Below are 26,358 nucleotides of genomic sequence, written 5' to 3' on the forward strand. Positions count from 1 at the left end.
CTACCGCCCTCTGGGACCCTGGCCCAGGTAGGCCCCGGTTCGGGCGTCCAGGATCGCCTGAACCTGGCTAAAGTCCATGCGCAAGACGGGCCTCCCGCCCCAGATCTGGTACGCCACCTGCTCCGGGAACTCCCGGGTCTTCAGGGCTTTCTGGGCGGACTTCACCGCCTCCCCAAGGGGGACCCCCGGGGGCTCCCTGAGCCAAGCCCTGGCCCCAAGGGCTCTTTCCCTCAAGGGCTTGGCCCCCAAGACCCTTCCCGTCATACCGTCCACGTACACCTGGAGCAGACGGCGCCCCTTGGCCAGGTCCACGGCGTACCGGGGCTGGCCCTGGGACCAGGACAAGGAGATCTCCTCCGCAGGCGTGGGAATCCGGGACCAAGCCTGGGCGGCCCGCACCGCCTCCATGAACCCAACCCGGGGCAGGCCCTGGGCCAGGGCCAAGCCCCAAACGAGCATCCCCAGCAAGAACGCCTTCCGCATCGCCCCCTCCTGACCGGGGGGAGACCCAGGGGTGTCCCTGGGTCTCCCCCCTCACCCCTTATTCGCCTTCCTCCACGCCCTCGCCCTGACCGCCCTCTTCCTCGTGGTTCTCCTTGGAGCCCTTACCCTCGCTCCCCACCGCTTCCCGGTGGAGAACCTTCCCGGTCCCCGCATCCACCTTCACCTCTTGCCCCGCCAAGACCACCTCCCAGACCAGGTACCCGTTCTCGTTCCCCAAGGATACCTGAGTGGGAGCCGCCGTGGTGCCCAAGGCCTGCTGGGCCGCCTTCACCGCCTCCTCGGCGGTGACCTTGGCCAGGGCCTGGTAGGCGGCGGACTCCTGGTCCTCGTTGCCGTATTCCTGGGTCACCGGGATAGACCCCTGGTAGGCCGGGGCCTGCGCGCCCCCTTGACCCTTCGGCCCCATCTGGGCCACGGCCAAAACGCTCAAGGCCAACACACCCACACCCGCTGCCAGCATCTTCCTCATCGCTTCCTCCTTTGCCCCGGGGGTCCTGCCCCAAGGGCCCCTTCACCCTAGGGGGAGAAGGTAACAAGGAGGTAAACACTTTGGGCTAAACCAGGGCCCAGATGTGCGCCTGGTAGAGGCGGGGCGTTCGGGAGAAGCCCAAGCCCCACCGCGGTCCATGCTCGGGCAGGGGGGCTTAAGGACGCCCAAGGGGAAGGGGGCTAGCGCTTCCCTGGGAGGGGGGAAAGGCGAGGCTTAGGCCCTCACCCTGGGGGAGGGCCTAAGGCGCCCATGTGCGTCTTGGCGCACCAGGTTATCCTGACATCGGGGTGTGACCTTGGATCCCGTACGTTTGATCTCCCTGCTCTCCTACCCTGGCCTTTTCCTGATACCGGCCGCCGAAACCGGCCTGCTCCTCGGATTCTTCCTTCCCGGGGATAGCTTTCTCGTGGCCGTGGGCATCCTGGCTGCGGGAGAGGTTCTGAGGCTGGACTGGGCCCTCGCTCTCCTCTTTCTCGGGTCATACCTGGGCCACCAGCTGGGCTACCTTTGGGGCAGGCGGCTTGGGGAGGGCCTGGTTCGGCGCATGCGCCCCGAGCACTTCCGCAAGACCCGGGCCTTCCTGGCCCGAAGGGGAACCCTGGCCCTCGTCCTAGCCCCCTTTATCCCCGTGGTCCGCACGGGCATGCCCTTTGTGGCGGGCGCCTTTCGCATCCCCTACCCCCGCTTTGCCCTGCTCTCCCTCGTGGGTTCCTTGCTCTGGACCCAAGGAGTCACCCTGCTGGGGTATTTCCTGGGCCGTAGCGTTCCCCACGTGGACCGCTATCTCCTGCCGCTGATCCTGCTCGTGGTGGGCCTCTCGCTCCTTCCCCTAGCCTGGGGGCGAAAGGGAACAGGGTGAAACCGACCCCTTCCTAGGCCGCCCCTGTGGGGCCCTGGGCCAGGTTTCATCGCCCTTTCAGGAGGAGGGCCTACGCTCTTCATTGGAGGTGAGCGGATGAAGCGAGTCCTGTTGCTCTCCCTTCTCCTTTCGGCCCTCGGGTTGGCCCTGGCTGGGGTTTCCGTTTCCCCCTCCTTGCCCAAGGCCCTCGAGGGGAAGTCCTGGCCCCAAGGCACGCAGTTCGCCCTCCTGGACGCCAACGGGAACGTGGTGTGGCAACCCGGTCAACCGACCGACCACCTGTCCCAGGCGGCGGTGCTACGCATCACCCTTCCGGACGGGAGCGTGTACCAGGTGGCGGTGAAGGTGGTGGGCCAGGGGCGGGGCCTGGGCGAGGTGAAGCTCACGGTGGACGGCAAGCTGGTCCCGCTACCGGAACTCCTGCGCGCCAAGGGCTTCACCGTGGACGCAAACGGCAACCTGGTCAAGAAGGGGCAGTCGGAAGAGGGTGCCCAGGGGCGCGGGCATGGGGAGGGGCACCCGCCCGCCCAACCGCCCAAGGGCAAGGGCAAGTAGCCCAACCGCATGGACCCGCCGGGCCCCCTCCCGGCGGGGTTTCCCTTGGGCCAGGCCCCTCGCCCATCCCTCCAGGGCCCCAGCGACCCTTACCGCCGCAACCAGCCTCGGAACCCCGCTGGAACTCAAGACGGCGGTTGGGGGGCGCCCGGTCCGGTGGAGGGCGGCACCTGGGATGCCTTGCCCTTGGGCGCCAAGCCGGCCGGGAACGGGCCCCACCGAGCCAAGGCGGGGTAAGCGGGCGGAGGGACGGGATGGAAGCTTCTGAAGGAAAATTCATCTCGCCTCCAGGTTAACCCCGTACCATGGGAGTGAGGAGGTGACCCATGGGTAAAATTCGCTCGGCTTTGCTTCTGGCGGCGCTCGGCCTGGCGGGTGGCCTGGTTTGGTGGGCCTGGGAGCGGGGGGACGGGCAAAGTTTCCCCACCCAGGCCAGCAACCCCGCCGCCGGGCCCCAAGGCCTCCTCCCGGACGAGGCCAACACGGTGGAGATCGCCGCCAAGTACGGGCCCGGGGTGGTTCTGGTGCAGAGCTACGTGCCAGGGCAGGCGTTGCCCCGCAACCTACCGCCCCAGTTCGCCCCCTTCTTCGCCCCCTTCCTCCAACCCCCGCAGGTGGGGACGGGCTCGGGCTTCTTCGTGGACCCCGAGGGCCACATCCTGACGAACTACCACGTGGTCCAAGGGGCGGAGCGGATAGAGGTCCGGCTCCAAGGCAATCCCCAGGCCTACCCCGCCAAGCTTGTGGGCGCCGTGCCCGCCTTGGACCTCGCCCTCCTCAAGGTGGACGCCAAACCCCCGGCGGTCCTCCCCTTAGGGGACTCCGATCGCCTCCTGGTGGGCCAGAAGGCCATCGCCATCGGCAACCCCTTCGGGCTGGAGTTCACCGTGACCACAGGGGTGATCTCCGCCATCCGCCAGAACCCCGGAGCGGTGGACCCGTTGGTGCCCAAGCTCATCCAAACGGATGCCCCCATCAACCCCGGCAACTCTGGGGGACCCCTCCTGAACTCCCAGGGCGAGGTGGTCGGGGTGAACACCGCCATCCTTTCCCCCACGGGACAGGTGGGGGCTCCCCAGTACTCGGGCATCGGTTTCGCCATCCCCATCAACCTGGTAAAGGAGTGGCTACCCGCCATGCGGGCGGGCAAGCAGGTGAGCGAGGCGGAAATCCTGGCCAAGCGCCCCCGCATCGGCGTGGAGGTCGTGCCCTTAAGCGCCCTGCCGCCCAGCCTTCGGGCCCAGTACGGCCTGCCCGAGCAGGGCCTCTTGGTGCAACGGGTCACCCCGGGCCTGCCCGCCCAAAAGGCCGGGATCAAGGGGGCCAGCCGCTTCGTGGACCTACAGGACCCCGTAAGCGGTCAGGTCGTCCAGGTGGGTGTGGACGGGGATGTGCTAATGGAGGCTAACGGTAACCCGCTCACGCAGCCCACGGACCTGCAGAACCTCCTCGCCAACCTCAAGCCGGGCCAAGCCGTGAGCCTCAAGGTGTGGCGGCAAGGGCGGACCTTTGAGGTGCGGGTTACGCCCGCCGGGGGTGGGCAGTGAACCCTTCGGACCTCCTCAACGCCCTCTTCTGGCTCTTCCTCATCTTCACGTTCCTGAGCCCCTACCTGCAACGGCAGGCCCTCGAGGCCGCCCGCACCCGCCAGATCCTGGCCCTGGAGAAGCGGCGGGGTAGCCGGGTCATCACCCTGATCCATCGGCAGGAGGCCATCAGCCTCCTCGGGATCCCGGTGGTGCGCTACATAGATGTGGACGACTCGGAGGAGGTCCTTCGGGCCATCCGCCTGACCGACCCCCAGGTGCCCATCGACCTGGTGCTCCACACCCCAGGGGGCTTGGTTCTGGCGGCGGAGCAGATCGCCCTGGCCCTCCTGCGCCACCCGGCCAAGGTGACGGTCTTCGTACCCCACTACGCCATGTCCGGGGGCACCCTGATCGCCTTGGCGGCGGACGAGATCGTCATGGACGAGAACGCCGTCCTGGGGCCGGTGGATCCCCAGATCGGCGAATACCCAGCGGCAAGCCTCCTGGCCTTGCTCCAGACCAAGCCCGTGGACAAGATCGAGGACGCCACCCTGATCAAGGCGGACATCGCCGCCAAGGCCATGCGCCAGGTGGCGGAGGTGGCGGAAAAGCTCCTCGCCAAACACATGGACCCCGAAAGGGCCCGCACCACCGCCCGCCTCCTCTCCCAGGGCACCTGGACCCACGACTACCCCATCACGGTGGAGGAGGCCCGGGGGCTGGGCTTACCCGTGTCCACCGCCATGCCCCGGGAGGTGTACGCCCTCATGGAACTCTACCCCCAAACCCAGATGCGCCGTCCCAGCGTCCAGTACGTGCCCATGCCCTACAGCCGGAGGGGTCCATGAAAACCCCCCGCTTGGACACCCTCCTCTCCCTCATGACCCTCCTCCTGGTGGGGCTAGGGTTTACCAGCATCTACTTCGCCATAGACGATCTGCGGCAACGCATGGGAACCTCCCCGGGCCTAGGCCCCGTGGCGGGGGGTGGCGCCGCCCCCAACTACCCCTCCCTTCCCGCCGACTTCCCCGAATCCTTGGACCAGGTGGTGGCCTTGGGAAAGGAGATTTTCCTAAACACCAAGGACCACCCCCTGTCCAAGCCCTATGTGGGGAATAGCCTAAACTGCACGTCCTGCCACCTAAACGGGGGCACCGACCCAAAGGGCCTTACCCTGGTGGGAACGGCCACGGCCTTTCCCGCCTACTCCCCCCGGGAGAAGGTGGTCATCACCCTGCAAAACCGCATCGGTGACTGCTTCATGCGAAGCATGAACGGGACGTTGCCCCCTCTGGGGAGCGGCGTGATGGTGGCCTTGGACGCCTACATCACCTCCTTGTCCCAAGGCCTCCCCATGAAGATGAACCCCAAAAGCCCCACGGGCCCCAAGGCGCTGCGGCCCTTGCAGGTGGACTGGAAGGCGGCCGATCCCGCCCGCGGCCAGGCGCTCTACCAGCAAAGGTGCGCCGTCTGCCACGGACAAAACGGGGAAGGCCAGGTGGGGCCTCCGCTTTGGGGCCCGCATTCCTACAACGCCGGGGCGGGCATGGCCAACTGGCAGAACCTGGCCGCCTTCATCCACGGAGCCATGCCCCTCGGCAACCCCAACCTAACCCCGGAGGAGGCCCGGGACATCGCCGCCTTCGTGGACAGCCAGCCCCGGCCGGACTTCGTCCTTAAGGACCATCTGCCCCCCGCCACCGGGTTGGGCGTCTACACCTCCAAGGTCCTGGACGAGACGAAGAGGGCGGGACCGGTGAAACCATGAGGGGCGAGGCGCCCATCCACCTGGTCGTCCTGGGCATCACGGGCGACCTTTCCCGCAGGCTCCTCTTCCCCTCCCTGGTGGCCCTGCACCAGGCGGGGCGGCTCCCCCCGTTGCGCCTCCTGGGGGTGGGGGCGGAACCTTGGAGCCTCGAGGCGGTGCAGGAGCACCTGGAAGCCTTTCTCCGTCACCGGGGCGGGGTGGACCTAAGCGCATGGCGAGAGCTGAAGGGCTGGATGGCCTACCGCCAGGCGGAGATCTCCACCAAGGGCTTAGGGTTTCTCCGCGGCCTCGAGGGGCCCGCCCTCTTCTACCTGGCCCTCCCCCCTACCCTCTTCCCCAGGGCGGTGCGGGCCCTCGGCGCTTTGGGCCTCGGCCGGGAGCGAAGGGGATGGCGGCGGGTGGTGGTGGAGAAGCCCTTCGGCACCGATCTCGCTTCGGCCCAGGCCCTAAACCTCCTCCTTCACCGCTACTTCCGCGAGGAGCAGGTGCTCCGCATGGACCACTTTCTGGGCAAGGGCGCCGTGCAAAACCTCCTCCACCTGCGGCGGGAAAACCCGGCCCTCGAGGGCCTCTTCAGCCGTCAGGGCACCGCCTATGTGGAGATCACCTACGCCGAAACCCTGGGCCTGGAGGGGAGGGCGCGCTACTACGAAGGAACGGGGGCCCTGAGGGATATGCTACAGAACCACCTCATGCAACTCCTGGCCCTGGTGGCCATGGACCCCCCTGCCCGGCTGGAAGGGAGCTCGCTGCGAGCCGCCCGGGCCGAAGCCCTCAGGGCTCTCCTCCCCGCCCACCCCCAAGGGGCGGTGCGGGGACAGTACCAGGGCTACCGGGATGAGGCGGGGGTCGCCCCAGGCTCGCGGACGGAAACCTTCGCCGCCCTACGCCTCGCCTCCCAAGCCCCCCGCTGGCTCGGGGTCCCTTTCTACCTGCGAAGCGGCAAGCGGCTTGTCCAGGGGCTTGGCCACATCACCCTCTTCTCCCACCCCTCCCCCGAGGGCCGGAGGGGGAGGCTCACCTTCCGGCTCACCCCAAGCGTGGCCTTGGAACTCTCCCTCCTGGGCCCCAGGGGCCGGGAGGAGACCTTGAGCTTTCGCTTGGGCCCCGAACCGGAGTTCGGCGCCTACGAGGAGCTCCTCCTGGCCGCCCTGGAGGGGGATCTCCGCCCCTTCCCCTCGGAGGTGGAGGTGGAGGAGGCATGGCGGGTGGTGGACCCGGTGCTTCGGGCTTGGCGGAGGGGCACGCCGCAGGTCTATCCGCAAGGAAGCGAGGGGCCGAGCCTGGACGGCTTGCTCCTTCCCGGGCACCGGCTCCTCCCTTTAGGGGGTGGCACGTGATCGGGCTCTTGGGACTGGGGCGCATGGGAGGCGGAATGGCGCGCAGGTGGCGCAGGGCGGGGCTTCCGGTGTTGGCCCACGACCCCGATCCGGGGGCCAGGGCCCAGGCCGCAAAGGACGGCGTCGCCGTGGCGGAGAGCCTGGAGGAACTCCTCTCGCGCCTTCCCCAACCCCGCAACCTCTGGCTCATGGTGCCGGCAAGCGCCGTGGAGGAGGCCCTGGAGGCGCTGAAGCCCAAGCTGGTCCCCGGAGACCTGGTGGTGGACGGGGGTAACTCTCCCTACCGCCAGAGCCAGCGCCGCGGGAGCGAGCTTGCCGCCTTGGGCGTGGGGTTTCTCGACGTGGGGGTTTCGGGGGGCCTGTGGGGTGAAGCGGAAGGCTACGGCTTGATGGTGGGCGGGGACAGGGCGCTGATGGAGCGCATCCTCCCCTACCTGAAGGCCCTCGCCCCCGAGGGGGGCCTCGTGCACGCCGGTAAGCTGGGGGCGGGGCATTACGCCAAAATGGTCCATAACGGGGTGGAGTACGCCCTCATGGAGGCCTACGCCGAGGGCATTGAGCTTTTGGCCGCGGCTCATGAGGAGCTGGGTTTGGACCCCAAAGCCGTGGTGGCCGCTTGGCGCCGGGGAACCATCGTGCGCTCCTTCCTTCTAGACCGCTTCGCTGAGGTCCTGGAAGGGGATCTGGAGGTGGAGCCCTTTGTGGCGGACTCGGGGGAGGGCCGCTGGGCCGTGGAGGAGGCTTTGCGCCGTGGCCTCCCCGCGCCTGCCTTGGCCCAGGCCCTCTTCGCCCGCTGGGAGAGCCAGGGCAGGGCTTCCCTGCGCTACCGCCTCCTGGCCTTGGTGCGGCGGGCCTTTGGGGGACACCCGGTGCGGAGGCGCGATGCGGATTGAGGTCTTTTCCTCCCCCGAAGCGGCCCTGGAGGCGGCCTTGGCCTGGCTCCTCGCCCAGCTGGCCCGCAGCCCCAGCGGGGTGCTGGCGGGGGGCGAAACGCCCCTGCCCGTCTACCGGACCCTGGCCCGCCTCGCCCACGGCTACAAGGGCACGCTGTTCCTTTCCGACGAGCGCTGGCTTCCCCCCTCGGACCCGGGGACCAACCTGCACCGGGTAGCGGAGGCCTTGGGCCCTTTGGCCTCCCGGCTCCTCCCCTTCCCCTTGGGCATGCCCCCGGAGGAGGCCCGGTCTTGGATGGAACAGCGCCTAGCTCCCCAACTGCCCTTGGGGTTCGCCCTTCTGGGCATCGGCGAGGACGGGCACACGGCAAGCCTTTTTCCGGGAAGCCCCGCCTTGAGTTCTCCCCACCTGGTGGAGGTGGTCTTGGGCCCCAAGCCCCCGGCCCTCCGCCTCACCCTCACGCCACGGGCCTTTTGGGGCACCCGGGAGGTCCTCTTTCTGGCCCTGGGGGCGGGCAAGCGCCAGGCCCTCCTCCGCCTGGCGCAGGGGGAGGCTCTACCCCCCTTGCAGGTGGCGCACGGGGCCGAGGAAGCTTGGCTGTTCACCGATCAGGAGGTGGCATGATGGAAGCCTTCGGAAAACCCGGCCTACCGCCCACGTGGTCCTCCAGCGCCAAGGACTGGGTGGGAACCGCCTTGGGGCGAAGCCGGCTCTGGTACACCCTGGGAAGGGGCATCCTCAACGAGGTGTACTGGCCCGCCACGGGGATGCCCCAGATCCGGGACCTCGGCTTTCTCGTGGCGGGGGACGGTTTCTGGGTAGAGGTGAAGCGGGCCAACCGCTACCGCCTCCTGGCCGAGCCTTTGCGCCCGGAGGTGGGGGTGGTCCACGAGGGGGAACGCCATCGCCTGGAACTCCGCTTCCTCCCCGACCCCGAGCGGGACGTGCTCCTCATCGCCTATCACCTGGAGGGAGCGGGGCTCAAGCTTTACCCCCTTCTGGCCCCCCACCTGGGGGGTACCGGGTACGGCAACACCGCCGGGGTGGCGGAAGGGGCCCTCCTGGCGGCCAAGGCGGGAAACGCCTTGGCCCTGGTGGGCCCCTTCCAGCGGGGAAGCGCAGGGTACGTGGGCTTCTCGGACGGCTGGCAGGACTTCGCCCGACACGGCCGGATGACCTGGACCTTCCCGAGGGCGGAAGACGGCAACGTGGCCCTGATGGGGGAGCTATCGGAGGCGAAGGGCGTTCTGGCCCTGGCCTTCGCCCCGAGCCCAGAGGGCGCCTTGACCCTGGCGAAAGCCGCCTTGGCGGAAGGCCTCGAGGCCATTCGGGCCCGAGCGGAGGGCGTTTGGGAAGCGGCGCGGGGCGTAGCCCTCCCTGGGGAGGACGCCGAGCTGAAGCGGGAAGCCCTCCTCTCCTACCACGTCCTCCAGGTTCACGGGGACCGTACCTATAAGGGGGCCATGGTGGCCAGCCTCTCCGTGCCCTGGGGGAACCACCGCGACGACCTGGGGGGATACCACCTGGTCTGGACCCGGGACGCGGTGGAGGCCGCCTTCGCCCTCCTGGCCCTGGGTCAGGGGGAAGCGGCCCGGGGAGTCCTGGCCTACCTGGCCGCCACCCAGGATGGCGATGGCCACTGGCCGCAGAACTTCTTCCCCGACGGGCGACCATATTGGCAAGGGGTACAGCTGGACGAAGCCGCACTCCCCCTTCTCCTGGCCTTGCGGATGAAGGAGCAGGGGGACCTGGGAAGCTTGAACGGCGCCGCCCGCCGCATGGCCAGGCAAGCCGCCGCCTTCTTGGCCCGGGAGGGACCCGTGAGCCCCCAGGACCGCTGGGAGGAGAACCCCGGGCTTTCCCCCTACACCCTGGCCCTGACCATCGCCGCCTTGGCGGGAGCGGCCCTCTACAGGTTCCTGGAGGGGGAGGAGGCGGAGTACGCCCTGTCCTTGGCGGACTGCTGGAACGCCAGGGTGGAGGAGTGGTGCTACGTGGAGGGCACCGCCCTGGACCAGGCCCACGGGACCCAGGGCCATTACGTGCGCCTGGCCCCACCGGGCCCCCTGGGGCCAAGGGGCCGAGTGCTCCTGGCCAACCGAGGGGGGGAAAGCCTCGAGGTGGGGGCGCTTTTGGGCTTGGAGTTCCTCTGGTTGGTGCGCTTGGGCCTGAGGGAACCCCACGACCCCAGGGTGCTGGACACCCTCAAGCTGGTGGATGCGCGCTTGCGGGTGGAGCTTCCCACCGGGGTTTTCTACCACCGCTACCCGGAGGATGGCTACGGGGAACACGAGGACGGAAGACCCTTTGACGGTACTGGCCGGGGCCGGGCCTGGCCCCTCCTCACGGGGGAGCGGGGCACGCAGGCGTGGCTTATGGGGGAGGACCCAACCCCCTACCTGAGGAGCATGGCCCGGGGAACGGGCCCAGGGGGCCTCATCCCGGAGCAGGTCTGGGACGCCCCGGCCATACCGGAGCGGAACCTTTTTCCCGGCAAGCCCACGGGAAGCGCCATGCCCTTGGTCTGGGCTCACGCTGAGTACCTAAAGCTCTACCTCGCCTGGACGCGGGGGGAGGGACCGGTGGAGCGGCTGGGCCGGGTGGCGGAGCGCTACCTCCGGGGGGCGAAGCCGCGGGTGCGCCACTTCCGCCTCGAGGTCCCCTTGACCCACCTGGGGGAAGGGGAGCGGCTTTTGGTGGAAGCGCGCAAGCCCTTCCGCCTGCACCTAGGGGTGGACGGGTGGAAGGAGGTGCGGGACCTGAACTCCCTACCCCTGCCCTTTGGCCTCCACGGGGTCCTGGTGGACCTCGAGGACCACGCCGAACTCAACTTCACCCTGTACTATCCCGAGGAAGGGCGCTGGGAAGGGAAGGATTACCGCGTGCAACGGAGGTGAAGATGGAGCGGGAAGACCCCAAGCTGCAACAGGAGCGCCGGCTCATCCTAGGGCTAATCGGCACAAGCGTGGGCTTCGCCACCCTTTCGGCCTTACTGGTGGCCAGGGACCTGATTCCCCCAGCATCCCGGTCCCCCGACAAGTTGCCACCCCAGGTGGGCGACTTCCTCGTTTACGCCACCGGGCACAACCAGGGCACGCCCATTGACCCCCAAAGCCTCCCCTTGGGTGGCCCCATGGTCTTGGCCTACCCCATGGAGCCCAAAACGGGCACGGTGCGGAGCGGGGACCCCAGAAATACCCTCCTCGCCCTCCGCCTGGACCCAAACCGCATGGCCCCCCTGGTCAAAGCCCATGCCGCGGGAGACCTCGTGGTCTACTCAGCGGTGTGCACCCATCTGGGCTGCATCGTCAGCCTGTGGCACGCAGGCCAAGAGGTCATGCAGTGCCCCTGCCACGGGGGCGAGTACAACCCCTTCACGGACCAGGTGGTGGCGGGCCCCCCGCCCCGCCCCATACCCTTGCTTGCGGTGGCGGTGCAGGGTGGGCGCGTCGTGGTCACCGGACCCTTTACGGGACCCGTGGGGGTGCAAAACGGGTAACCTTAAGGCCATGGGGGAACTTGCCTTCACCCTCGGCGTGTTCGGGGGCAGCCTCTTGGCGGGACTTTTGGGAAGCCTCACCGGGCTGGGGGGCGGGGTGGTGCTGGTGCCCCTCTTGGTGCTCGCCTTCAAGGTGGACCTGCACCACGCCCTCGGAGCCTCCTTGGTCTCCGTGGTCGCCACCAGCAGCGGGGCAGCCGCAGCCTACGTCCGGGAAGGGTACATTAACCTGCGCCTAGGGATGTTTTTGGAGACGGCCACCACCCTGGGGGCCCTCCTGGGGGCCAACCTTCTTGGGGTGTTGCCCAAGCGGTGGGTGGCCGTTCTCTTTGGGCTGGTCCTCCTCCACTCCGCCTATCTCTCCTTCCGATCCCGGCACCAGGACCAACCCCTTCCGCCAACCGCCTCCCACCCCTTGACGGCCAGGCTCCGGCTTGGTGGCCGCTACCCAACCCCCCGAGGCGAGGTCGCCTACGGCGTGCGCCGGCTTCCCCAGGGTTTTCTCCTCATGGTTCTCGCAGGCGCCCTTTCGGGGCTTTTGGGCATCGGTTCCGGCGCCCTAAAGGTGCTGGCCATGGACCGGGTCATGGGCCTGCCCTACAAGGTTTCCACCACCACCTCCAACTTCATGATCGGGGTGACAGCGGCGGCCAGCGCCGGGCTCTACTTCCGTCGCGGCTACGTGGACCCCTGGGTGGCCTTTCCCGTGGTGCTCGGGGTCCTCCTGGGTGCCTTTTTGGGAGCGCGCCTCCTGCCCGGAACCCCCACACCGCGGCTCAGGCTTGTCTTCGCCCTGGCCATCGCTGCCCTGGGAGTGCAGATGCTCGTGCAGGGGGTGAGGGCGTGAGGACACGGGAGGCCCTCCTCGCCTGGGTACTCCGCCTGGGAGTGGCCCTGGCCGCCTTGCTCCTAACCCTGGGGGGGCTCGGCCACGTGGGCTTCTTGGGCCTAGGACCGCGCCTGGCGGAGGGCTTGGCCTGGGCGGGGCTATACGTCCTCGTCCTTACCCCCGTGACCCGGGTGGCGCTAGCTACTTTCCTCTTCGCCACCGAGGGGGATTGGACCTTCGTGGGCATCACCCTTTTTGTGCTCATGGTCCTCCTCCTAAGCCTCCTCGGCCTCCTCACGTAAGGCGTGCGGACGGCGAACCCCTGAGGGATGGGGGCGCGCCCCTAGCACGCCCCTTTGGGATGCAGACTTGACTGCTATTCCGCCGCATACAACCCCAGGAACTTGAGGGCGGAGAGGGGATGGAAGGAGAACGCCTCCAGGGCCGCCTTCTTCCCCCTCACCCAGAAGGAACCGTTCTCCGTCGCCCACCGCCCCCAAGGAGGCCAGAAGCCTCCGCTGGGCCTCCGCCTCCCTCCCCTCACCTGGGCCAGGGTGGTCCGCAGGTGCAGGGCCAAGACCCACCAGAGCCGCGCCTGGGGGGATTGTCCCGTGCGGCTCCCCCTTAGGGTCTTCCCCTCCACCACCCACGCTTCACCCAGTTGGGCTTGGGGGAAGAGGGAGAGGAGGGCCTTTTGCAGGCCTTCGGCCCGAAAGGGAGTATTGCCGATTCTTGCCCCGGGGGTCGGGGGCTTGGGCCAGGGACAGGTGGGAGGGGAAGGGGTCTTCCGTCGGGTTTCGCGGGAGGGCCTCGGTTCGGCGGTGGACGAGCTTGGGGAAGGCGCGGAAGAGGAGCAAGGCGAGGTAGAGGGCGTGGGGGTAGCGCCAGGGTCCCCCCCCTTCGGCCCGTGGGGGTGGGAGGGGCCACCTCCTGGGCGAGGCGGAGGCAGTGGGTGAGGACCTCTTTGGGGCTCGGTTCTCGCCGGGGAAAGCCGCGCTTGCCCATGGCGCTAGGGCGCGTAGACCATACGGATTTTGAAAGGCAAGCCCACCCGAGGTTGACGACGCAGCAGGAAGTAGATAGGATTGCTATATGTCAATATCACCATATGTGGAAGGAGGAATACATGCCGAGCCCCTTGCATCGCTATAAGGCGGAGTTTTTTAAAGCCCTGGCCCATCCCTTGCGCCTGGCTATTCTGGACGCCTTGCGGGAGGGGGAAAAGACGGTCACCGCCCTGCAGCGGGAACTTGGGGTGGAGCAGCCTGCTGTTTCCCGGCAGCTGGCCTTCTTGCGGGACCGGGGGCTAGTGGAGGTAAGGCGAGAAGGGGCGCTCGCCTACTACCGGACCAAGGACCCCGAGGTCTACGCCTTCTTGAACCTGGGGCGACGCATTTTTGAGCGCCACGTGCAATCGGAGCGGGCTCGCCTGGAGGCCCTCGAGGGGGAAAGGTGAGCGCCTGGCTCGTGGGAAGCTGGCTCGCCCTGGCGCTGGCCAGCCTCCTCGGGTTCCGGAACCCCGGGTCCCTCCTGTACGGCTTGGCCCTAGGGGTGGCCGGGGCCCTCTCCATGGTCCGGGGAGGCCTGGCCTGGGGGTATGGCGGCCAGGCCTCCGGGTTTTTCCACCTGCTCCTCGGCCTTCTCACCCTGGCCCTCGCCCTCTACGTCCCCGCCTACCTGGCCCACCACCCCAGGGCTGCCCGGGCCTACGCCCTCCTCGTCCCCCTCTTCATAGGGGTCTTGGCCGGGGTGATGGTGGTTCCGCCCGGGCTTCCCTTCTTGTTCCTGTGGGAGGGGATGGCACTCCTGGGCTATCTCCTCATCGGGCTGGAAGGCCCTCAGGCCGAGGCGGGAGCTCGCGCCTTCTTTCTGGCTAGCCGCCTGGGGTCCGCTGGGCTTTACCTGGCCTTCTTGGGCCAGGTAACCCTACCCAGGGACTGGCTCTGGGCTGGGATCCTCCTGGGCTTCGGCGTGAAGGCGGCCCTGTTCCCCTTCCACCCGTGGCTTACCGTGGCCCACCCCGTTGCCCTGAGCCCGGTGTCGGCGCTCCTTTCCTCGGCCATGACCAAGCTGGGGCTTTATGGGCTCTACCAGGCGCAGCTCTGGTTCGGCCCCCCTCCCGCGTGGGCAGCCTGGACCCTGGTGGTGTTGGGGTTACTGGGGGGCGTGTACGCCTTGGTGCGGGGCCTTGGCGAGGAGGACCTGAAGGGGGCCCTCGCCTACTCTAGTGTGGAGAATCTGGGCCTCATGCAAGCGACCCTCGGAGCCTACTTCCTCACCCAGGCTCCCCTCTTCCTTTACGCCTTCTTCCTCCATCAGCTTTCCCATGCCCTTTTCAAGGGGCTTCTCTTCCTGGCGGCGGGGGCCTTGCCGGAGCGGCGTCTCTCCCGGCTCGGGGGCCTCTGGCGCCTGGACCCAGGCCTGGGGGCTTTGGTCCTTTTGGGCATGGCCGTGGGAGCCGGGCTTCCCCCCGGGCCCCTCTTCCTGGCCGAGTGGTCGGCCTATAGGGGCTTCCTGCAGGCCCCGGGCTTTCTGCCCCTGGCGGTGGGGGTGCTGGCCTTGGTGGGGGGATTGGCTCTTTATTTCTACGTCCGCCTCTTCGGTCTGGCCTTCTTGGGCCTTGCCAGGGCCCAAACGGCGGTCCACCTGGATGGGGGCATGCGCCGGGGACTGGGCCTCCTAGCGGTGGCTTTACTCCTCCTTGGGCTATTCCCGGGGTTCGTGCTCCGGCCCCTGGGGGCTACCTTTTATCCCAATGGTGCCCTCGGGCTGGCCCTCCTTGCCCTGGCGTATCCCCTCTACCGCTGGCTCAAGGCCCGGCCGCACCGGGACTACGGCACCTGGGACTGCGGCCATGCGCCCTTGGAGCCCCGTATGCAGCCCAACGGCTTAGGGTTCGCCGCTCCCGCCCTGTACCTCTTCCCCTTCGTCCGGCTTCGGGTGGGCGAGCGGCCAGCCTTGGAGGAACCGTTGATCGAGGCCTACCAGGGGATTGGCGGCGGCTACGCCCGCTTGGCCCGGGCCCTCCAGTCCCTCCAGTCCGGGAGCATCCACCTGTACCTGCTCCTTCAGCTGCTCGCCCTGGTGGCGGTCTTGGGGGTGGTGTTGCGGTGACGGCCCTCTTTCTCCTGCTCTTCGCCCCGCTCTTTGGCGGGAGCGTGAAGTGGCTCAAAGCGAGGTTGACCCATCGGCAAGGAGCAAGCCCCTTCCTGGAATACCGAAACCTTGCCAAGCTTTGGCGCAAGGCCTGGGTGCGCCCCCTGGCCAGCAGCCCCGTCTTCCTCCTGGGCCCGGCCTTGGCCCTGTTGGGGAGCGCCTTAGCAGCGAGCTTTCTGCCCATCTTGCCGGGGCTCGGCTTCCCCGGGGACTTTCTCCTGGCGCTATACCTTCTGAATTTGGGCCGCTTTTTCCAGATGCTCGCCGCCCTGGACGCTGGAAGCGCCTTTGGAGCCCAAGGGAGCTACCGCGAGGGGGTGGTGACCCTCTTGGCCGAGCCGGGAACCCTCATGGCCCTGGCGGCGGCGGTGAGGCTGGGGCAGGGGAGTAGCCTGCAGGGCTTGCCGGTCCTGGGTGGGGAAAACGCCCTGGTGCTGACCCTGGTCCTCGCTTCCTTGGCCGTGGCCTTACTGGCGGAGGGGGCGCGAATGCCTGTGGACGACCCCACCACCCACCTGGAGCTGACCATGATCCACGAGGCCCAGCTCCTGGATCACAGCGGCCCTCTCTTGGCGCTCTACGAGCTGGCCGCCTCGGTCAAGATGCTCTTTTACGCCGCGGGAATGTCCGTGCTCTTGCCGGGCCCGCGGCTTCTTGTCTTCTTGGCGGTTTCGGGGGCGTGGGCGCTGGCCCTCGCCTACCTGGAAACCTACGGGGTGAAGCTTCGCTACTTAAGGCTCCCCGACTTCCTTTCCTACAACACCCTCTTCGGGGCGCTGGCGCTTTTGGGGGCGATATGGATGGGGTAAACGTGCTCGTCCTTGCGGTTTTGGGAACGGGGTTTCTCATGGTGAGCCGGCGGAGCCTGGACGCCATTATCCGGCTCTATGCGTTACAAAACGTTCTCTTGGCCCTGGTGTCCTTCGGGCTGGCGCGAGGGGAGCCCCACTTTGTCCTGGCCGGGCTAGCCCTGTTCCTCATCAAAGGGATCGCCATCCCTTACTACCTCTTCTGGCTGTTGGACCGCCTCGAGGTGAGCCATGAGGTGGAGGGCTACCTCTCCGTCTTCCTCACCCTGGTTCTGGCGGGCGTCCTCACCGCCCTGGCCTTCCGCGTGGGCAGGGTCTTCCTCCTCCCCGGGGCGCCCCTCCCCGAGGGCGTGCCCGTGGCGCTAAGCCTTGTCCTCTTGGGGGCACTTTCCATGGTGGCGCGGAAGAAGGCCATCAGCCAGGTGCTGGGGTTCTTGGCCCTGGAGAACGGGGTCTTCCTCCTGGCCCTGGCGGAAAGCCACGGCCTGCCTCTTTTTGTGGAGTTGGGCGTGGCCTTGGACGCCTTTGCCGCCGTCTTCCTGGCAGGCATCCTCCTCTTCCGCATCAAGGGGGAGCTCGGGCACCTGGACACCGCCCGTATGCGGGCGCTAAGGGGGTGAGGCGTGCTGTATGTGCTCCTGTTCCTCCCCGCTCTGGTCTTCTTGGGCGGGCGGCGTCCGGAACGGCTTGCCTTCCTGTCCCAAGCCGTGCCCTTGGCGGCGGTGCTCCTTTCCCTGGCCCTCCTGGGCCAGGCGGCGGGGCCTTTGCGGCTGGACGCCGTGGGCCTTTTCTACCTGGCCCTCACCGATCTGCTTTACGCCCTGGTGGCCCGGTTTGCCCGGGGCTACTTCCCGCGAGAAGAGGCCTGGCGCTTTTACGGAGCTGGGGCCCTCTTCCTTCTCGCCGCCCACGGGGCGTACCTGGCCCAAAACCTGGGGTTCTTGTGGGTCTTCGTGGAGGGGAGCACCCTGGCCTCCGCCCTCCTCGTCTACCACACGGGAGGGGCCAGGGCCCTCGAGGCCACTTGGAAGTACCTGATGCTGGGGAGCGTGGGCATCGCCTTTGGGCTTTTGGGGGTGATCCTGGTCTACGCCCTTTTGCGCGGGGCCACCTTGGACTGGGGGCAAGCTCGGACGCTCATGGCCACCGTGGACCCGAACGGGTTCAGGGTGGCCTACGCCTTCTTGCTGGTGGGGTTCGGTACCAAGGTGGGCCTTTTCCCCCTCCACACCTGGCTCCCCGATGCCCACGCCGAGGCCCCGGGGCCCGCCTCCGCCCTGCTTTCCGGCACCCTCTTGAACGTGGCCTTTTACGCCCTGCTCCGCTACACCGCCTTGGCCCAGGCGGCGGGCCTCTTTCCCTTCGCCCAGGGCCTCCTCCTCGCATTCGGCCTCTTAAGCCTCTTGGGGGCTGGGCTTCTCCTCTACGGACAGAAGGAGTACAAGCGGCTTCTCGCCTACTCCAGCGTGGAGCACATGGGCCTTGCGGTCTTTGCCTTGGGCCTGGGCCTGCCCTGGCTCGCCCTCTTCCACTCCCTGGCCCATTCCCTGGCCAAGACCCTGGCCTTCTTGGGGGCGAGCGGGGTCTATGCCCTCACCCACGCCCGGGAGGTGGGGCGGGTGGGCGGCCTTTTCCTGGGAATGCCCGCCCTGGGCGTGCCCTTGGTCCTGGCCCTGGCGGCCCTGGGCGGGTTGCCGCCTTTTCCCCTTTTCTTCGCCGAGGTCCAGGCGGTGGCCGCTGCCTGGCGCTGGCCTGCCCTCGGCCTTTTGTACCTCTTGGGGCTGGGGCTGGCCTTCGCCGGTCTTCTTGGGCCCATGACCCGCATGGGTTTCGGGCCGGGCCAGCTACCCCGGTCCAGGCCCTTGGCCTGGGGCTCCCTTTGGCTCTTGCTGGGCGCCCTTGTGCTCTTAGGGCTTTTTCCGCCGGTGGGGCTTTTGAAAACCCTGGAGGGGGTGCTGTGGACGAGGTGAAAAACGCCCTGCGCGAGGGTCGGCCCGTGGCCATGTTTCCCGATGGGGATCGGGTGGCTTTGGTGGTGGAGGTGGGGGGAGCGCTTTCGGTCTACCGCTACGGGGGCGCCGGGCGGTTTCCGAGCCTCGCCGCCGAGTTCCCCGCCCTGGACTGGTTTGAGCGGGCGCTTTGGGAGCGGGGTCTGGTGGTGGAGGGCCACCGGGACCTCAAGCCCCTGCGGCGCCACGACCTGCCCTACGCCTTTCTTAGGTTCCCTGAGCTCCACGAGGTGCCCGTGGGGCCGGTCCACGCCGGGATCATCGAGCCGGGCCACTTCCGTTTCAGCGTCCTCGGGGAACGCATCGTCCACCTCGAGATCCGCCTCGGCTATCAGCACAGGGGCCTGCTTTCCCTGTTGCCTGGGGCCGGCCCTGAGCGCGCCCTTCTCTTGGCGGAAAGGGCGGGCAGCGAACCCGTGGCCCACGCCCTGGCCTTCGCCGAGGCCTGGGAGGGGGCGCTCGGGCGGGCGGCCCCGCCCCGGGCCCAGGCCCTTCGCCGGGCGGCCTTGGAGCTGGAGCGCGCCTTTGGCCACCTTGGGCACCTGGCTGGGCTTTTCACCGACATCGGCTACGCCTACGGGGCCACGCAGGTGGGACGGATCCGCGCCCTCCTCCAGGGGGAGATGGACCGCCTCACGGGGCACCGCTACGGCCGGAACTTCCTCCGCGTGGGGGGGGTGTGGCGGGAGGGGAGGGTGGACCTCGAGGCCCTCGCCCGCTACCGGGAGGAGCTGGCCCGCCTCCTTCCCCGCCTTCTGCGCCAGCCGCCTGTGCTGGACCGGATGCGGTACGTGGGCGTGGTGCGCCGGGTGGAGGCGGAAGCCCTAGGCTTTGTGGGCCCCACGGCCCGGGCCAGCGGCGTGGGCCGGGACCTGCGCCAGGACGATCCCCTCTACCCCGGCTTCACCCCGGTGGTCCGCCAGGGAGGGGACGTCTTGGCCCGGGCCCAGGTCTACGCCGAGGAAGCGGTGGCGGCCTTGGACCACGCCCGCGGCTTCCTTTCCCGCCTGCCGGAGGGCCCCCTGGCCTGGGACCCAGCCCCTGGGGAGGGGGAAGCCATGGCCCGGGTGGAGGCGGGCCGGGGGGAGGTCTTCTGGTTCGTGCGCATCGAGGAAGGGCGGGTGGTGGCGGCGGAAGGGGTGGACCCGTCCTTCAAGAACTGGCGGGCCCTGGAGCTGGCGGTGCGGGGGGAGGGGCTCCCTGACTTCCCCCTCTGCAACAAGTCCTTTGACCTTTCCTACGCCGGGAACGACCTCTAGGGGGGAAGATGAGCCTGTGGAAGAGCTTGCGCATCGGCCTTTTGACGAGAAGACTGGAGGAACTCCTAAAGGTCCCGGCACACGCCTTCGGCTTTCCCCTCCTCAGGCCTGGGGGGCTGGAGGCGGCGCGGAGAAGGGGCCTCCTGGCCCTTTGCCCCAGCGGGGCCTTTTTTGAGGAAGAGGGCGTCTTCGCTTTGGACCTGGCGCGGTGCGTGGGGTGCGGTCGGTGCGCCTTGGCGTACCCGGAGGCGGTGGGGGAAATGCGCTCCTTGGCAGTGGCGGTCACCCGGAGGGAGGACTTGGTGCAGCGGGTGGACCTGGCGCGCCAGCGCTTCCTGGACCCGGGCCCCCCACCTCCCCCCAGGCCCGAGCTCGCCCTCCCCACCCTGGCTTTCCGGGAGGTTAGCGCCGGGGACACCGGCCTCGCCGATTCCGAGGTGGCCCTCCTCGGCAACCCCTTCCACGACATGGGCCGCTTCGGCTTCGCCGTGGTGGCCTCGCCGCGGCATGCAGACGCCTTGGTGGTCACCGGTCCCGTGAGCCGCAACATGGCCGAGGCCCTGCGGCGCACCTACGAGGCCATGCCCGAGCCCAAGGGGGTGGTGGCGGTGGGGAACGAGGCCATCGCGGGCGGGATGTTTGCCGGGAGCCCGGCGGTGGTGGGCGGGGTAGACCGGGTGGTGGCGGTGGACGTTTACGTGCCCGGGGATCCCCCACGGCCCGGCGCCATCCTTTTTGGACTCCTGCTTCTAACGGGGCGGGTGGCGCAAAGGCTAAGGGGCGGGGTGTCGCCCGAAGGCCTTACTGGAGGAGGCGCATGAGGCTCCCCTTCAAGCCCTCCAGCCTTAAGAGCCACCAGCCTTCCTTGGGGGGCTGGGGCAGGCTGAGCCCCCGGGGCACCCCCTGCCATCCGCCCTCGCGGTAACGGGCCACGAGGATGGCTTCGCGTCCGGCCCCCGGTAGGGCCTTCCAGACCTGGCCCGCAACCCACCAGAGCCTTGCCCAAGCGAGGGGGAGCCCGAAGAGGCTTCCCGGCCCCTCGCCGTAGGCCCACGCCTCCGGCTCTAGGACCCGGAGGCCTTCCGGGCCCACCTCCACCACCATCCCCGGGGCCAGGTAGGGGAGGAGGGGGGAAGAGGAGGGGAAGGCCCGGCCCCCGGCCCAAAGCCTCCCTTCCTCCACCGCCTCCACCCGGCCGTAGTAGACCGGGCGCCCGCCTCTTTTCCCTTCCTTATCCTCGTTGGGCGCTTCCTTGCCTTTCTCCCGCCCCTTCTCCCCGTCGCCTGAGGCCGCAGCCATCCCCCCGGCGAGGAGCCAGAGGGGTAGCCTAGCGAGGAACTGCCGCCGCGTCATCCTTCCACCTCGGCAACCGCACCCGTACCCGTAGCCCGGGGTGCGCGTTTTCCACCTCCAGGCTCCCCCCGAGCCGCCGTGCCGCCTGTTCCGCCAGCGCCAGGCCAAGCCCCAGGCCCGGGTGGCTCCCCTGGCCCCTGAAGAAGGGCTCCGTCAGCCGCTGCACGTGTTCGGGCGCCACGCCCGGCCCGTGATCCCGCACCTCGAGGCGGACCTCTTCCCCTGAGGGGAGGAGGCGCACCTCCACGGGCGGGGCCCCGTGGCGGAGGGCGTTTTGCAAGAGGTTGTCCAAGATGCGCTCCACCAAGCCTGGGTGTGCCAGGACCCAGGCGGGGCCCTGCACCTCGGCCCCCACCCCGGTCCACCCCCTGAGGTATTGGCGCAGGTAGGCGCCAAGCTCCAGCGGGGCCAGATCCGCCGCCTCGGTGCGGGCCAGGGCCAGGAGCCCCTCCAGCACCGCCTCCATGCGGTTCACGGCCTGCGCCAGCCTGGGAAGGGCGCGCTCCAGGGGGACCAGCCCCCCCTCCAAGGCCTCCACCTGGCTTCGGACCACGGTCAAGGGGCTCCGGAGCTCATGGGAGGCGTGTCGCGTGAACAGCCGTTCCCGTTCCAACGCTCCCCGCACCGCCTCCGCCATCCGGTTAAAGCTCTGGACCAAGCGGTTCATCTCCCGCTCCCGAACCGGGCTGAGGGGCCTGGGGAACTGGAGGGCGGAAAGGGCTTCCACCGCTTCCGCCAGGGCTTCCAGGGGCTTCAGGAGCAGCGTGGCGAAGGCGTACCCTAGGAGGCTCGCCAACCCCAGGAGGGGGAGGAGGAGCAGGAAGCCGCCTCGGAGATAGGCCCGAAGGGCCCGGGCGTACTCCTCCGTGCGCAGGTAGACTTCCAGCCGATACCCCTCCCACGGCAGGCGGGCCGTGCGCCAAGCCTCCTGGGGTTGCGGGGTGAAGCCTCCTTCCAAGATGGGCGTTTCCCCGTCCAGGAGCCGGAAGCCAAAGGCGTAGTGGCTCCCGCCGAAGGCCTCTGCGGAAACGAGCCGGGGACCCGAGGGGGTGAGGGCCAAGGCCCGTTGCACCCGGGAGGTGGCCTCCGCCAGGTCCAAGGCGATGTCCCGCTCCACCAGGTTGCGGAAGATGGCGTAGCCCCCAAGGAGGGTCACGAGGCCGCTCCCGGCGGTCAGCAAGAAAAAGGCCCAGGCCAGTCGGCCCTTCAAGCTCATGGCTTACCCAGGCGGTAGCCCCCTGGCCCCCGCTCCACCACCCAGGGGGCGAGTTGCTGCCTTAGCTTTCGCACGTACACCCGGAGAACCGCCTCGCTCTGGGCCTCGGGGAAGAGGCGGGCGAGGAGCTCCTCCCGGGAAAAGGTCTTCTCGGGATTGAGGGCGAGGAGCTCCAGGAGGGCGAAGGCTTTGGGGGACAGGTGAACGGGTTTCCCCTGGAAGGTTACCCGCCGCACCGCCAGGTCCACCAGGAGGGGCCCCCGGGAAAGGACCCGACCCTTGAAGTCGGCGTTGCGCCGCGCCAGGGCCCTCACGCGCGCCAGGAGTTCCTCCAGGTGGAAGGGCTTAACCAGGTAGTCGTCCCCACCCAGCTCCAGGCCGTGGAGGCGATCCTCGAGGGAGTCCCGGGCGGTGAGAAAGAGGATACCCCCCTTAAAGCCGCTTCCCCGAAGGGCCTCGGCGAAACGAAAACCCGCATCCTCCCCTTCGGGAAGCATCACGTCCAGGACGAGGACATCGGGCTCCCCCTCCGCCAGCTTTGCCCAGGCCTCCTCCAGGTCCCGCGCCCCCACGGCCTCGTACCGCTCCCGGCGCAGGAGGGCCACCACGGGCTCGAGGATCCCCTCTTCGTCCTCCACCACCAAAACCCTCATGGCTCCTTGACGGAAAGCGCTAAGGCCCCGAGGAGGGCAAGGCCCGAGAGGCTTAAAGGGGCCAGCGGAGGGGGTGTAGCCTCGTTTTCGCCGTTTCCCTTCCCTCCCTCTTCCGCGCCCCCCACGTACGTCCCCTCCTCGTCCACCAGGACCAGGGCGCCCGGGCGCAGGGCCTCGCCGCCCAAGCCTTTCTCCAGGTGCTCCGCCAGTCCCAGGAGGCCTGCGCCCCCGAGAAGGAGAAGGGCCACGGCCGCCCAGGGGCGCAGGCCTGGACTCAGAAGGCCCAAGCCCGCCAACAGGGCGCCGAGCCCCGCCGCCAGGGGGGCCAGGGCCTGAACGCCCTCCGTGTGTCCCATGAGGAGGAGTTCGGCCAAGGTGAGGAAGAAGCCCAAGGCCACCGTGAGGGCCACGAGGTCGGCAAACCGCGCTTTAAGCCATGCTCGGATCTCCACCATACTCCACCTCAGTCTTTCCCCTTCCAGGCCTTGCCGTCTAGGCCGTGGCAGTAGGCGCAGAAGTTGGGGGGCAGGACCTGATTGAAGGCCTTTTCGTCATCTGGATTGCGGATGAGGGCGAGTTGGGCGCGGTAAAAGGCTTGGACCCACGCTCTTTCCTGCGGGGCCAGCTGGGTGGCGCCGCGGTGGCAAGCGGCGCACATTCGTGTTCCCTGCCGCTCCACCCGCTTCCCGTGGATGGCGGTGAAGTCAAGGCCGTGGTCTTGAGGGGCGTGGCACTGATTGCAGGCGCCTTCCCCTTTACGGCCCCAGGCGCGAAATAGGGGGGCCTTTAGGGGGCTTTGGCTTCCCTGAAGGGTCCCTGGAAGGGTTTTGCCGTCGTGGCAGGTGGCGCAAAAGCGCCCCAAGGAAGCCCGGCCGTGGGGTTCCAAGGCGGGGCTTGGGGCCGAGCTGGGCCAAGCCTTCCCCCGATCCAGGCTGGCGTGGCAGGTCTGGCAGGTGCTTCCCTTGGCCCCCAAGGCGGCGAAATGGCGCTCGTGGCTGAAGACCACCCGGCCCGCTTCCCGGGGTGTCCAGGTTTTCACCAGGTCCTGCGGGGGTTGCCAGGTGTTCTTGCCCTTCCAGCGGCCCTCCTCCCACTCCACGTACTGCCCCGGCACCAGGTTAACCCCAGGTGGAAGAGGGGTGCCGTCGGAAAGGAGGGCGCGTTGCCGCTCGGGATCCCAGCGCAGGTAGAGGTAGCGTTCCCCTTCACCGCTTAGGGCGAGCCCCATCAGGAGAAGGAGGGCGGCCCAGGCCCTCACCGCCCCACCCCCTCGCCCCGAACCTCCACCTGGACCTCGTCCCGCACCTGCATCCCCATGAACCGCGGCGCCTTCAGGCCGTACTCGCTCAGGCGAAGGGCAAAGCGGGCGCGGAAGCGGACCCCCTGGACGCCCTGGGCCACCTCCAAAGGTATGACCACGGCCTTCCGGACGCCGTGGAGGTCCAAGGTTCCGTGAAGGAGCCCTTTATCCACGTCGAGTTTCGTTGGGGTGAAACAGGCTTTGGGGTAGCGCTCCACCTCAAACATTTCGCGGGTGTGCCGGTCCCTTAAGGGTTCTCCCGAGTCCCAGGCGGAGAGGTCCAGGCAGAGGCGGCCGCTTACGCTTCCTGAGCCTTGGTCCAGGAGCACCTCGCCCTGGAGCGTCCGGTTCACACCGCTAAAGGTCCCGATGGGGGCCCGGGCGGTATAAACCACCTCGCCCCGTACCTGGTACCCCTGGGCTAGGGCTCCGCCTGACAAGAGGAGGAGGATCCAAAGCCATCTCCGAGGCATAACAATGGCAGTATTTCAGGAGACCGTAAACCGGACGTAAACGGGGGCCGGACCCGGGTCCGGCCCCCTGGACTAGGACGCCTAACGGCGCTTAAGCTCCACCTTGCTGGCCTGGATGGTGGTGCCCGAAAGGGCCCCCTTGACCTCCACCCAGTTCCCGGGCTGAAGGAGGGCGAAGAAGTCTTGTTGGGTCAGGTCCCGGTCCCCCGCTTCAAAGCGGGTGGAGGCGTCCGTGGCCACGGTGTAGCCGAGAAGCTGGAAGGTGTATTGGGCGCGGTCTACCGCCTGCACGGCGCCCTCCCACTCCCCCTCCTCCGCTCCCATGGCCCCCTTGACCTCCACCCGCAGGGCGTAGAAGCGCCCCTGGGAGTCCTGGAGGGTGGGGTCGTAGGCCACCTCCACGAAGTCCCCCACCCGGATCTCCCCAAAGGCGATCGGCCCGTCCGGTTCGTCCCGCTTGAGGAGGGTGTTCTGGTCGGCGTAGAAGGCAAGGCTCCCCAGGGCCAGGGTCATGGCCGTGGGGTCTAGGGCGGTCACCTGCCCCTTGGCCTCCGCCTTGGGAGCCCGCGTCCTCGGGTACTTGGCCTTGACCAGTTGGGCGTGCAGGAGGGTGGGGTTGCCCCCGTCCACCCGCCCTTTCACCTCCACGTAGCTCCCCTCCATCAGGGCACCCACCACTTGGGCGCCGCTATAGTCCACGGTGTAGCCGAGAAGGGAGAAGGTCTTGGCCGCCTCGTCTAGGTTCGCCAGGGGGCCTTCCAACTCCAACCGACGGGAGGTTCCGAACCCGCTTTGGCCTTGCCCCTTAAAGTCCACCTTCGCAGCCCGAATCGTGGTTCCCGAAAGCTCCCCCTTCACCTCCGCCCACACCCCCTCCCGGGGAGTGCCTTCCACCCGGGCCTGGGCGTAGTCCACGGTGAAGCCGTTAAGCGTGAAGGCCTTCCCGGCGGTGTCCAGGTTCTGTACCCTGCCCTCGGTTTCCACCTGGGAGGAGGGCCCAGGGTAGCGCTCCACGTACGTGGCCTGGATCCCCGCTTCCGTGGCCGTTCCCTGCACCTCCACATAGTCCCCTGGCCGCAGGTCCGAAAGGAGAAGCGTCCGGTACCCCCCAGGGGCCTTTTCGTAGATGCGGGTGTTGGCGTCGATGTACACCGTCTGCCCCAGGACCACCAGGGTGCCCGCCTGAACATCCACGCTGGTCACGGGCCCCTTGAGTTCCACCCGCACCTCGAGGGACTGGACCCGGATGGCCTGGCCAGCATCCGTGCCCAAGACCCGCACCACCATTCCCGGGAGGAGGTTCCCCTGGAAAACCTCCCCTTCCTCGGAAAGGGAAGCCTGGCTCAGGTCCAAGGGCTTGCCCAAGAGGGTAGGGTTCGTGGGGGTTCCCCCTAGCGCGCCCATGGCCTCGAGGGTGCCGCCCGCCTGCGTCTGGGGCATCGTGCACGAGGCCAACACCAGGAGGCCCAGCGCCGCCAGAATCATCCACCTACCCATGTGCACCACCTCCGGGAGAAGTGTATACCCCTTCCGTAAGCGAAACGTAAATCCCCTCGTGTGCTACCTCAAATCCCCCACCCCCGCCATCCTGAGAAGGATCCGGCTCCGGATGAGGTTGTGGGCTAAGGTCACGCGATAGCGTACCTTGCGGATGAGGTTCACCCGCGCCAAAAGACCCCAGAAGGACCTGGCCTCTACCCGATGAAGCCCCAAAGAGCGCACCATCACGCTGAAGCGGGCTTCTATCCAGTTCCTCACCCCCGGCCCCAGCGAAACCCCCGGTCCCCCAGGGCGGCGGGAAGCCCAAGCAAAAGCGCTTCCCCCCAAGTCTCCCGAGCGTTGCCGGGCAGGAGGCCAAAGCGG

General features: G+C 68.5%; 29 protein-coding genes and 1 pseudogene. 19 read left to right on the top strand and 11 right to left on the bottom strand.

Translation table 11 applies throughout. The annotated features are described in order from the left end of the window. Entirely contained in the window at window positions 1–483 is a 483-nt protein-coding gene (locus L0D17_RS07810) for a PepSY domain-containing protein (RefSeq protein ID WP_243094685.1), read from the bottom strand. Between the two features lie 58 nt (window positions 484–541). Then, on the bottom strand, window positions 542–973 hold the full coding sequence (locus tag L0D17_RS07815) for a PepSY domain-containing protein (RefSeq protein WP_243094686.1): 432 nt from the start codon (window positions 971–973) through the stop codon (window positions 542–544). A gap of 310 nt (window positions 974–1,283) precedes the next feature. Here L0D17_RS07815 and L0D17_RS07820 point away from each other — a divergent pair, with 310 nt between their 5' ends. The 12 genes from L0D17_RS07820 to L0D17_RS13570 all read left to right on the top strand — a co-directional run bounded on the left by L0D17_RS07820 (window position 1,284) and on the right by L0D17_RS13570 (window position 12,569). Further along, window positions 1,284–1,853 (top strand): DedA family protein, encoded by a 570-nt coding sequence (locus L0D17_RS07820; RefSeq protein WP_243094687.1) that lies wholly within the window; start codon window positions 1,284–1,286, stop codon window positions 1,851–1,853. 96 nt (window positions 1,854–1,949) lie between these two features. Beyond that, the gene (locus L0D17_RS07825) at window positions 1,950–2,408 is read left to right on the top strand and encodes a hypothetical protein (protein ID WP_243094688.1); all 459 of its coding nucleotides are present in this window, start codon (window positions 1,950–1,952) and stop codon (window positions 2,406–2,408) included. 326 nt (window positions 2,409–2,734) lie between these two features. Then, window positions 2,735–3,955 (top strand): S1C family serine protease, encoded by a 1,221-nt coding sequence (locus L0D17_RS07830; RefSeq protein WP_243094689.1) that lies wholly within the window; start codon window positions 2,735–2,737, stop codon window positions 3,953–3,955. Next, window positions 3,952–4,785: an SDH family Clp fold serine proteinase gene (locus L0D17_RS07835; RefSeq protein ID WP_243094690.1), complete on the top strand. Its 834-nt coding sequence runs from the start codon at window positions 3,952–3,954 to the stop codon at window positions 4,783–4,785. Before L0D17_RS07830 ends, L0D17_RS07835 begins: the two co-directional genes overlap by 4 nt. After that, window positions 4,782–5,705 (top strand): c-type cytochrome, encoded by a 924-nt coding sequence (locus L0D17_RS07840; protein ID WP_243094691.1) that lies wholly within the window; start codon window positions 4,782–4,784, stop codon window positions 5,703–5,705. Before L0D17_RS07835 ends, L0D17_RS07840 begins: the two co-directional genes overlap by 4 nt. Next, window positions 5,702–7,045 (top strand): glucose-6-phosphate dehydrogenase, encoded by a 1,344-nt coding sequence (locus L0D17_RS07845; protein ID WP_243094692.1) that lies wholly within the window; start codon window positions 5,702–5,704, stop codon window positions 7,043–7,045. The genes L0D17_RS07840 and L0D17_RS07845 overlap by 4 nt, the downstream gene beginning before the upstream one ends. Further along, complete coding sequence (locus L0D17_RS07850; protein WP_341474681.1) at window positions 7,042–7,938, top strand: NADP-dependent phosphogluconate dehydrogenase; 897 nt, start codon at window positions 7,042–7,044, stop codon at window positions 7,936–7,938. The genes L0D17_RS07845 and L0D17_RS07850 overlap by 4 nt, the downstream gene beginning before the upstream one ends. Next, the gene (locus L0D17_RS07855; RefSeq protein WP_279231645.1) at window positions 7,928–8,563 is read left to right on the top strand and encodes a 6-phosphogluconolactonase; all 636 of its coding nucleotides are present in this window, start codon (window positions 7,928–7,930) and stop codon (window positions 8,561–8,563) included. Before L0D17_RS07850 ends, L0D17_RS07855 begins: the two co-directional genes overlap by 11 nt. Beyond that, window positions 8,560–10,836, top strand: coding sequence for a glycoside hydrolase family 15 protein (locus tag L0D17_RS07860; RefSeq protein WP_243094694.1), 2,277 nt, complete (start codon window positions 8,560–8,562; stop codon window positions 10,834–10,836). The genes L0D17_RS07855 and L0D17_RS07860 overlap by 4 nt, the downstream gene beginning before the upstream one ends. A 2-nt stretch (window positions 10,837–10,838) precedes the next feature. Beyond that, window positions 10,839–11,438 (top strand): QcrA and Rieske domain-containing protein, encoded by a 600-nt coding sequence (locus L0D17_RS07865; protein WP_243094695.1) that lies wholly within the window; start codon window positions 10,839–10,841, stop codon window positions 11,436–11,438. A gap of 10 nt (window positions 11,439–11,448) precedes the next feature. Next, window positions 11,449–12,285, top strand: coding sequence for a sulfite exporter TauE/SafE family protein (locus L0D17_RS07870; protein WP_243094696.1), 837 nt, complete (start codon window positions 11,449–11,451; stop codon window positions 12,283–12,285). Next, window positions 12,282–12,569: a DUF1634 domain-containing protein gene (locus tag L0D17_RS13570; RefSeq protein WP_341474682.1), complete on the top strand. Its 288-nt coding sequence runs from the start codon at window positions 12,282–12,284 to the stop codon at window positions 12,567–12,569. The genes L0D17_RS07870 and L0D17_RS13570 overlap by 4 nt, the downstream gene beginning before the upstream one ends. A 74-nt stretch (window positions 12,570–12,643) precedes the next feature. Here L0D17_RS13570 and L0D17_RS13945 read toward each other — a convergent pair whose 3' ends face one another. After that, window positions 12,644–12,913 carry a hypothetical protein gene (locus L0D17_RS13945; protein WP_243094697.1) on the bottom strand — a complete coding sequence of 90 codons (270 nt, stop codon included), beginning with the start codon at window positions 12,911–12,913 and terminating at the stop codon, window positions 12,644–12,646. A gap of 462 nt (window positions 12,914–13,375) precedes the next feature. On the opposite strand from L0D17_RS13945, the gene L0D17_RS07885 reads away from it, so the two are divergent. The 7 genes from L0D17_RS07885 to L0D17_RS13580 are packed head-to-tail and all read left to right on the top strand — an operon-like array spanning window position 13,376 to window position 20,321. Then, window positions 13,376–13,723, top strand: coding sequence for an ArsR/SmtB family transcription factor (locus L0D17_RS07885; RefSeq protein ID WP_243094698.1), 348 nt, complete (start codon window positions 13,376–13,378; stop codon window positions 13,721–13,723). Next, window positions 13,720–15,381, top strand: coding sequence for a proton-conducting transporter transmembrane domain-containing protein (locus L0D17_RS13575; RefSeq protein WP_341474683.1), 1,662 nt, complete (start codon window positions 13,720–13,722; stop codon window positions 15,379–15,381). Before L0D17_RS07885 ends, L0D17_RS13575 begins: the two co-directional genes overlap by 4 nt. Next, a complete protein-coding gene (locus L0D17_RS07895) occupies window positions 15,378–16,232 on the top strand; it encodes a respiratory chain complex I subunit 1 family protein (protein WP_243094699.1) in 855 nt (284 codons plus the stop codon). The genes L0D17_RS13575 and L0D17_RS07895 overlap by 4 nt, the downstream gene beginning before the upstream one ends. Beyond that, window positions 16,220–16,852: a hypothetical protein gene (locus L0D17_RS07900; protein WP_243094700.1), complete on the top strand. Its 633-nt coding sequence runs from the start codon at window positions 16,220–16,222 to the stop codon at window positions 16,850–16,852. Before L0D17_RS07895 ends, L0D17_RS07900 begins: the two co-directional genes overlap by 13 nt. A 3-nt stretch (window positions 16,853–16,855) precedes the next feature. Next, complete coding sequence (locus tag L0D17_RS07905) at window positions 16,856–18,202, top strand: proton-conducting transporter transmembrane domain-containing protein (protein WP_243094701.1); 1,347 nt, start codon at window positions 16,856–16,858, stop codon at window positions 18,200–18,202. Further along, window positions 18,190–19,500, top strand: coding sequence for a hydrogenase large subunit (locus tag L0D17_RS07910; RefSeq protein WP_243094702.1), 1,311 nt, complete (start codon window positions 18,190–18,192; stop codon window positions 19,498–19,500). The genes L0D17_RS07905 and L0D17_RS07910 overlap by 13 nt, the downstream gene beginning before the upstream one ends. A gap of 8 nt (window positions 19,501–19,508) precedes the next feature. Then, a complete protein-coding gene (locus L0D17_RS13580; protein WP_279231646.1) occupies window positions 19,509–20,321 on the top strand; it encodes an NADH-quinone oxidoreductase subunit B family protein in 813 nt (270 codons plus the stop codon). Here L0D17_RS13580 and L0D17_RS07920 read toward each other — a convergent pair. The 8 genes and pseudogenes from L0D17_RS07920 to L0D17_RS07955 all read right to left on the bottom strand — a co-directional run. Then, window positions 20,302–20,853 carry a hypothetical protein gene (locus L0D17_RS07920; RefSeq protein ID WP_243094703.1) on the bottom strand — a complete coding sequence of 184 codons (552 nt, stop codon included), beginning with the start codon at window positions 20,851–20,853 and terminating at the stop codon, window positions 20,302–20,304. The genes L0D17_RS13580 and L0D17_RS07920 overlap by 20 nt on opposite strands. Beyond that, the gene (locus L0D17_RS07925; RefSeq protein WP_243094704.1) at window positions 20,828–22,069 is read right to left on the bottom strand and encodes a sensor histidine kinase; all 1,242 of its coding nucleotides are present in this window, start codon (window positions 22,067–22,069) and stop codon (window positions 20,828–20,830) included. Before L0D17_RS07925 ends, L0D17_RS07920 begins: the two co-directional genes overlap by 26 nt. Next, window positions 22,066–22,722, bottom strand: coding sequence for a response regulator transcription factor (locus tag L0D17_RS07930; RefSeq protein WP_243094705.1), 657 nt, complete (start codon window positions 22,720–22,722; stop codon window positions 22,066–22,068). Before L0D17_RS07930 ends, L0D17_RS07925 begins: the two co-directional genes overlap by 4 nt. Beyond that, window positions 22,719–23,177, bottom strand: coding sequence for a hypothetical protein (locus L0D17_RS07935; RefSeq protein ID WP_243094706.1), 459 nt, complete (start codon window positions 23,175–23,177; stop codon window positions 22,719–22,721). Before L0D17_RS07935 ends, L0D17_RS07930 begins: the two co-directional genes overlap by 4 nt. An 8-nt stretch (window positions 23,178–23,185) precedes the next feature. After that, the gene (locus tag L0D17_RS07940; protein ID WP_243094707.1) at window positions 23,186–23,980 is read right to left on the bottom strand and encodes a cytochrome c3 family protein; all 795 of its coding nucleotides are present in this window, start codon (window positions 23,978–23,980) and stop codon (window positions 23,186–23,188) included. Next, on the bottom strand, window positions 23,977–24,495 hold the full coding sequence (locus L0D17_RS07945; RefSeq protein ID WP_243094708.1) for a YceI family protein: 519 nt from the start codon (window positions 24,493–24,495) through the stop codon (window positions 23,977–23,979). The genes L0D17_RS07940 and L0D17_RS07945 overlap by 4 nt, the downstream gene beginning before the upstream one ends. 81 nt (window positions 24,496–24,576) lie before the next feature. After that, window positions 24,577–25,992, bottom strand: coding sequence for a DUF5666 domain-containing protein (locus tag L0D17_RS07950; protein WP_243094709.1), 1,416 nt, complete (start codon window positions 25,990–25,992; stop codon window positions 24,577–24,579). A 63-nt stretch (window positions 25,993–26,055) separates the two neighbouring features. Continuing rightward, window positions 26,056–26,358: pseudogene (locus L0D17_RS07955) on the bottom strand (hypothetical protein); the annotation flags it as partial.

Source organism: Thermus thalpophilus (genome assembly GCF_022760915.1).
GTDB lineage: Bacteria > Deinococcota > Deinococci > Deinococcales > Thermaceae > Thermus > Thermus thalpophilus.

What these genes read in the sequence shown, in the direction of transcription:
- L0D17_RS07810 (WP_243094685.1), bottom strand. Translation starts at nt 483, where the DNA reads ATGCGGAAGGCGTTCTTGCTGGGGATGCTCGTTTGGGGCTTGGCCCTG.
- L0D17_RS07815 (WP_243094686.1), bottom strand. Translation starts at nt 973, where the DNA reads ATGAGGAAGATGCTGGCAGCGGGTGTGGGTGTGTTGGCCTTGAGCGTT.
- L0D17_RS07825 (WP_243094688.1), top strand. Translation starts at nt 1,950, where the DNA reads ATGAAGCGAGTCCTGTTGCTCTCCCTTCTCCTTTCGGCCCTCGGGTTG.
- L0D17_RS07830 (WP_243094689.1), top strand. Translation starts at nt 2,735, where the DNA reads ATGGGTAAAATTCGCTCGGCTTTGCTTCTGGCGGCGCTCGGCCTGGCG.
- L0D17_RS07840 (WP_243094691.1), top strand. Translation starts at nt 4,782, where the DNA reads ATGAAAACCCCCCGCTTGGACACCCTCCTCTCCCTCATGACCCTCCTC.
- L0D17_RS07845 (WP_243094692.1), top strand. Translation starts at nt 5,702, where the DNA reads ATGAGGGGCGAGGCGCCCATCCACCTGGTCGTCCTGGGCATCACGGGC.
- L0D17_RS07855 (WP_279231645.1), top strand. Translation starts at nt 7,928, where the DNA reads ATGCGGATTGAGGTCTTTTCCTCCCCCGAAGCGGCCCTGGAGGCGGCC.
- L0D17_RS07860 (WP_243094694.1), top strand. Translation starts at nt 8,560, where the DNA reads ATGATGGAAGCCTTCGGAAAACCCGGCCTACCGCCCACGTGGTCCTCC.
- L0D17_RS07865 (WP_243094695.1), top strand. Translation starts at nt 10,839, where the DNA reads ATGGAGCGGGAAGACCCCAAGCTGCAACAGGAGCGCCGGCTCATCCTA.
- L0D17_RS07870 (WP_243094696.1), top strand. Translation starts at nt 11,449, where the DNA reads ATGGGGGAACTTGCCTTCACCCTCGGCGTGTTCGGGGGCAGCCTCTTG.
- L0D17_RS07885 (WP_243094698.1), top strand. Translation starts at nt 13,376, where the DNA reads ATGTGGAAGGAGGAATACATGCCGAGCCCCTTGCATCGCTATAAGGCG.
- L0D17_RS07900 (WP_243094700.1), top strand. Translation starts at nt 16,220, where the DNA reads ATGGATGGGGTAAACGTGCTCGTCCTTGCGGTTTTGGGAACGGGGTTT.
- L0D17_RS13580 (WP_279231646.1), top strand. Translation starts at nt 19,509, where the DNA reads ATGAGCCTGTGGAAGAGCTTGCGCATCGGCCTTTTGACGAGAAGACTG.
- L0D17_RS07920 (WP_243094703.1), bottom strand. Translation starts at nt 20,853, where the DNA reads ATGACGCGGCGGCAGTTCCTCGCTAGGCTACCCCTCTGGCTCCTCGCC.
- L0D17_RS07925 (WP_243094704.1), bottom strand. Translation starts at nt 22,069, where the DNA reads ATGAGCTTGAAGGGCCGACTGGCCTGGGCCTTTTTCTTGCTGACCGCC.
- L0D17_RS07930 (WP_243094705.1), bottom strand. Translation starts at nt 22,722, where the DNA reads ATGAGGGTTTTGGTGGTGGAGGACGAAGAGGGGATCCTCGAGCCCGTG.
- L0D17_RS07935 (WP_243094706.1), bottom strand. Translation starts at nt 23,177, where the DNA reads ATGGTGGAGATCCGAGCATGGCTTAAAGCGCGGTTTGCCGACCTCGTG.
- L0D17_RS07945 (WP_243094708.1), bottom strand. Translation starts at nt 24,495, where the DNA reads ATGCCTCGGAGATGGCTTTGGATCCTCCTCCTCTTGTCAGGCGGAGCC.
- L0D17_RS07950 (WP_243094709.1), bottom strand. Translation starts at nt 25,992, where the DNA reads ATGGGTAGGTGGATGATTCTGGCGGCGCTGGGCCTCCTGGTGTTGGCC.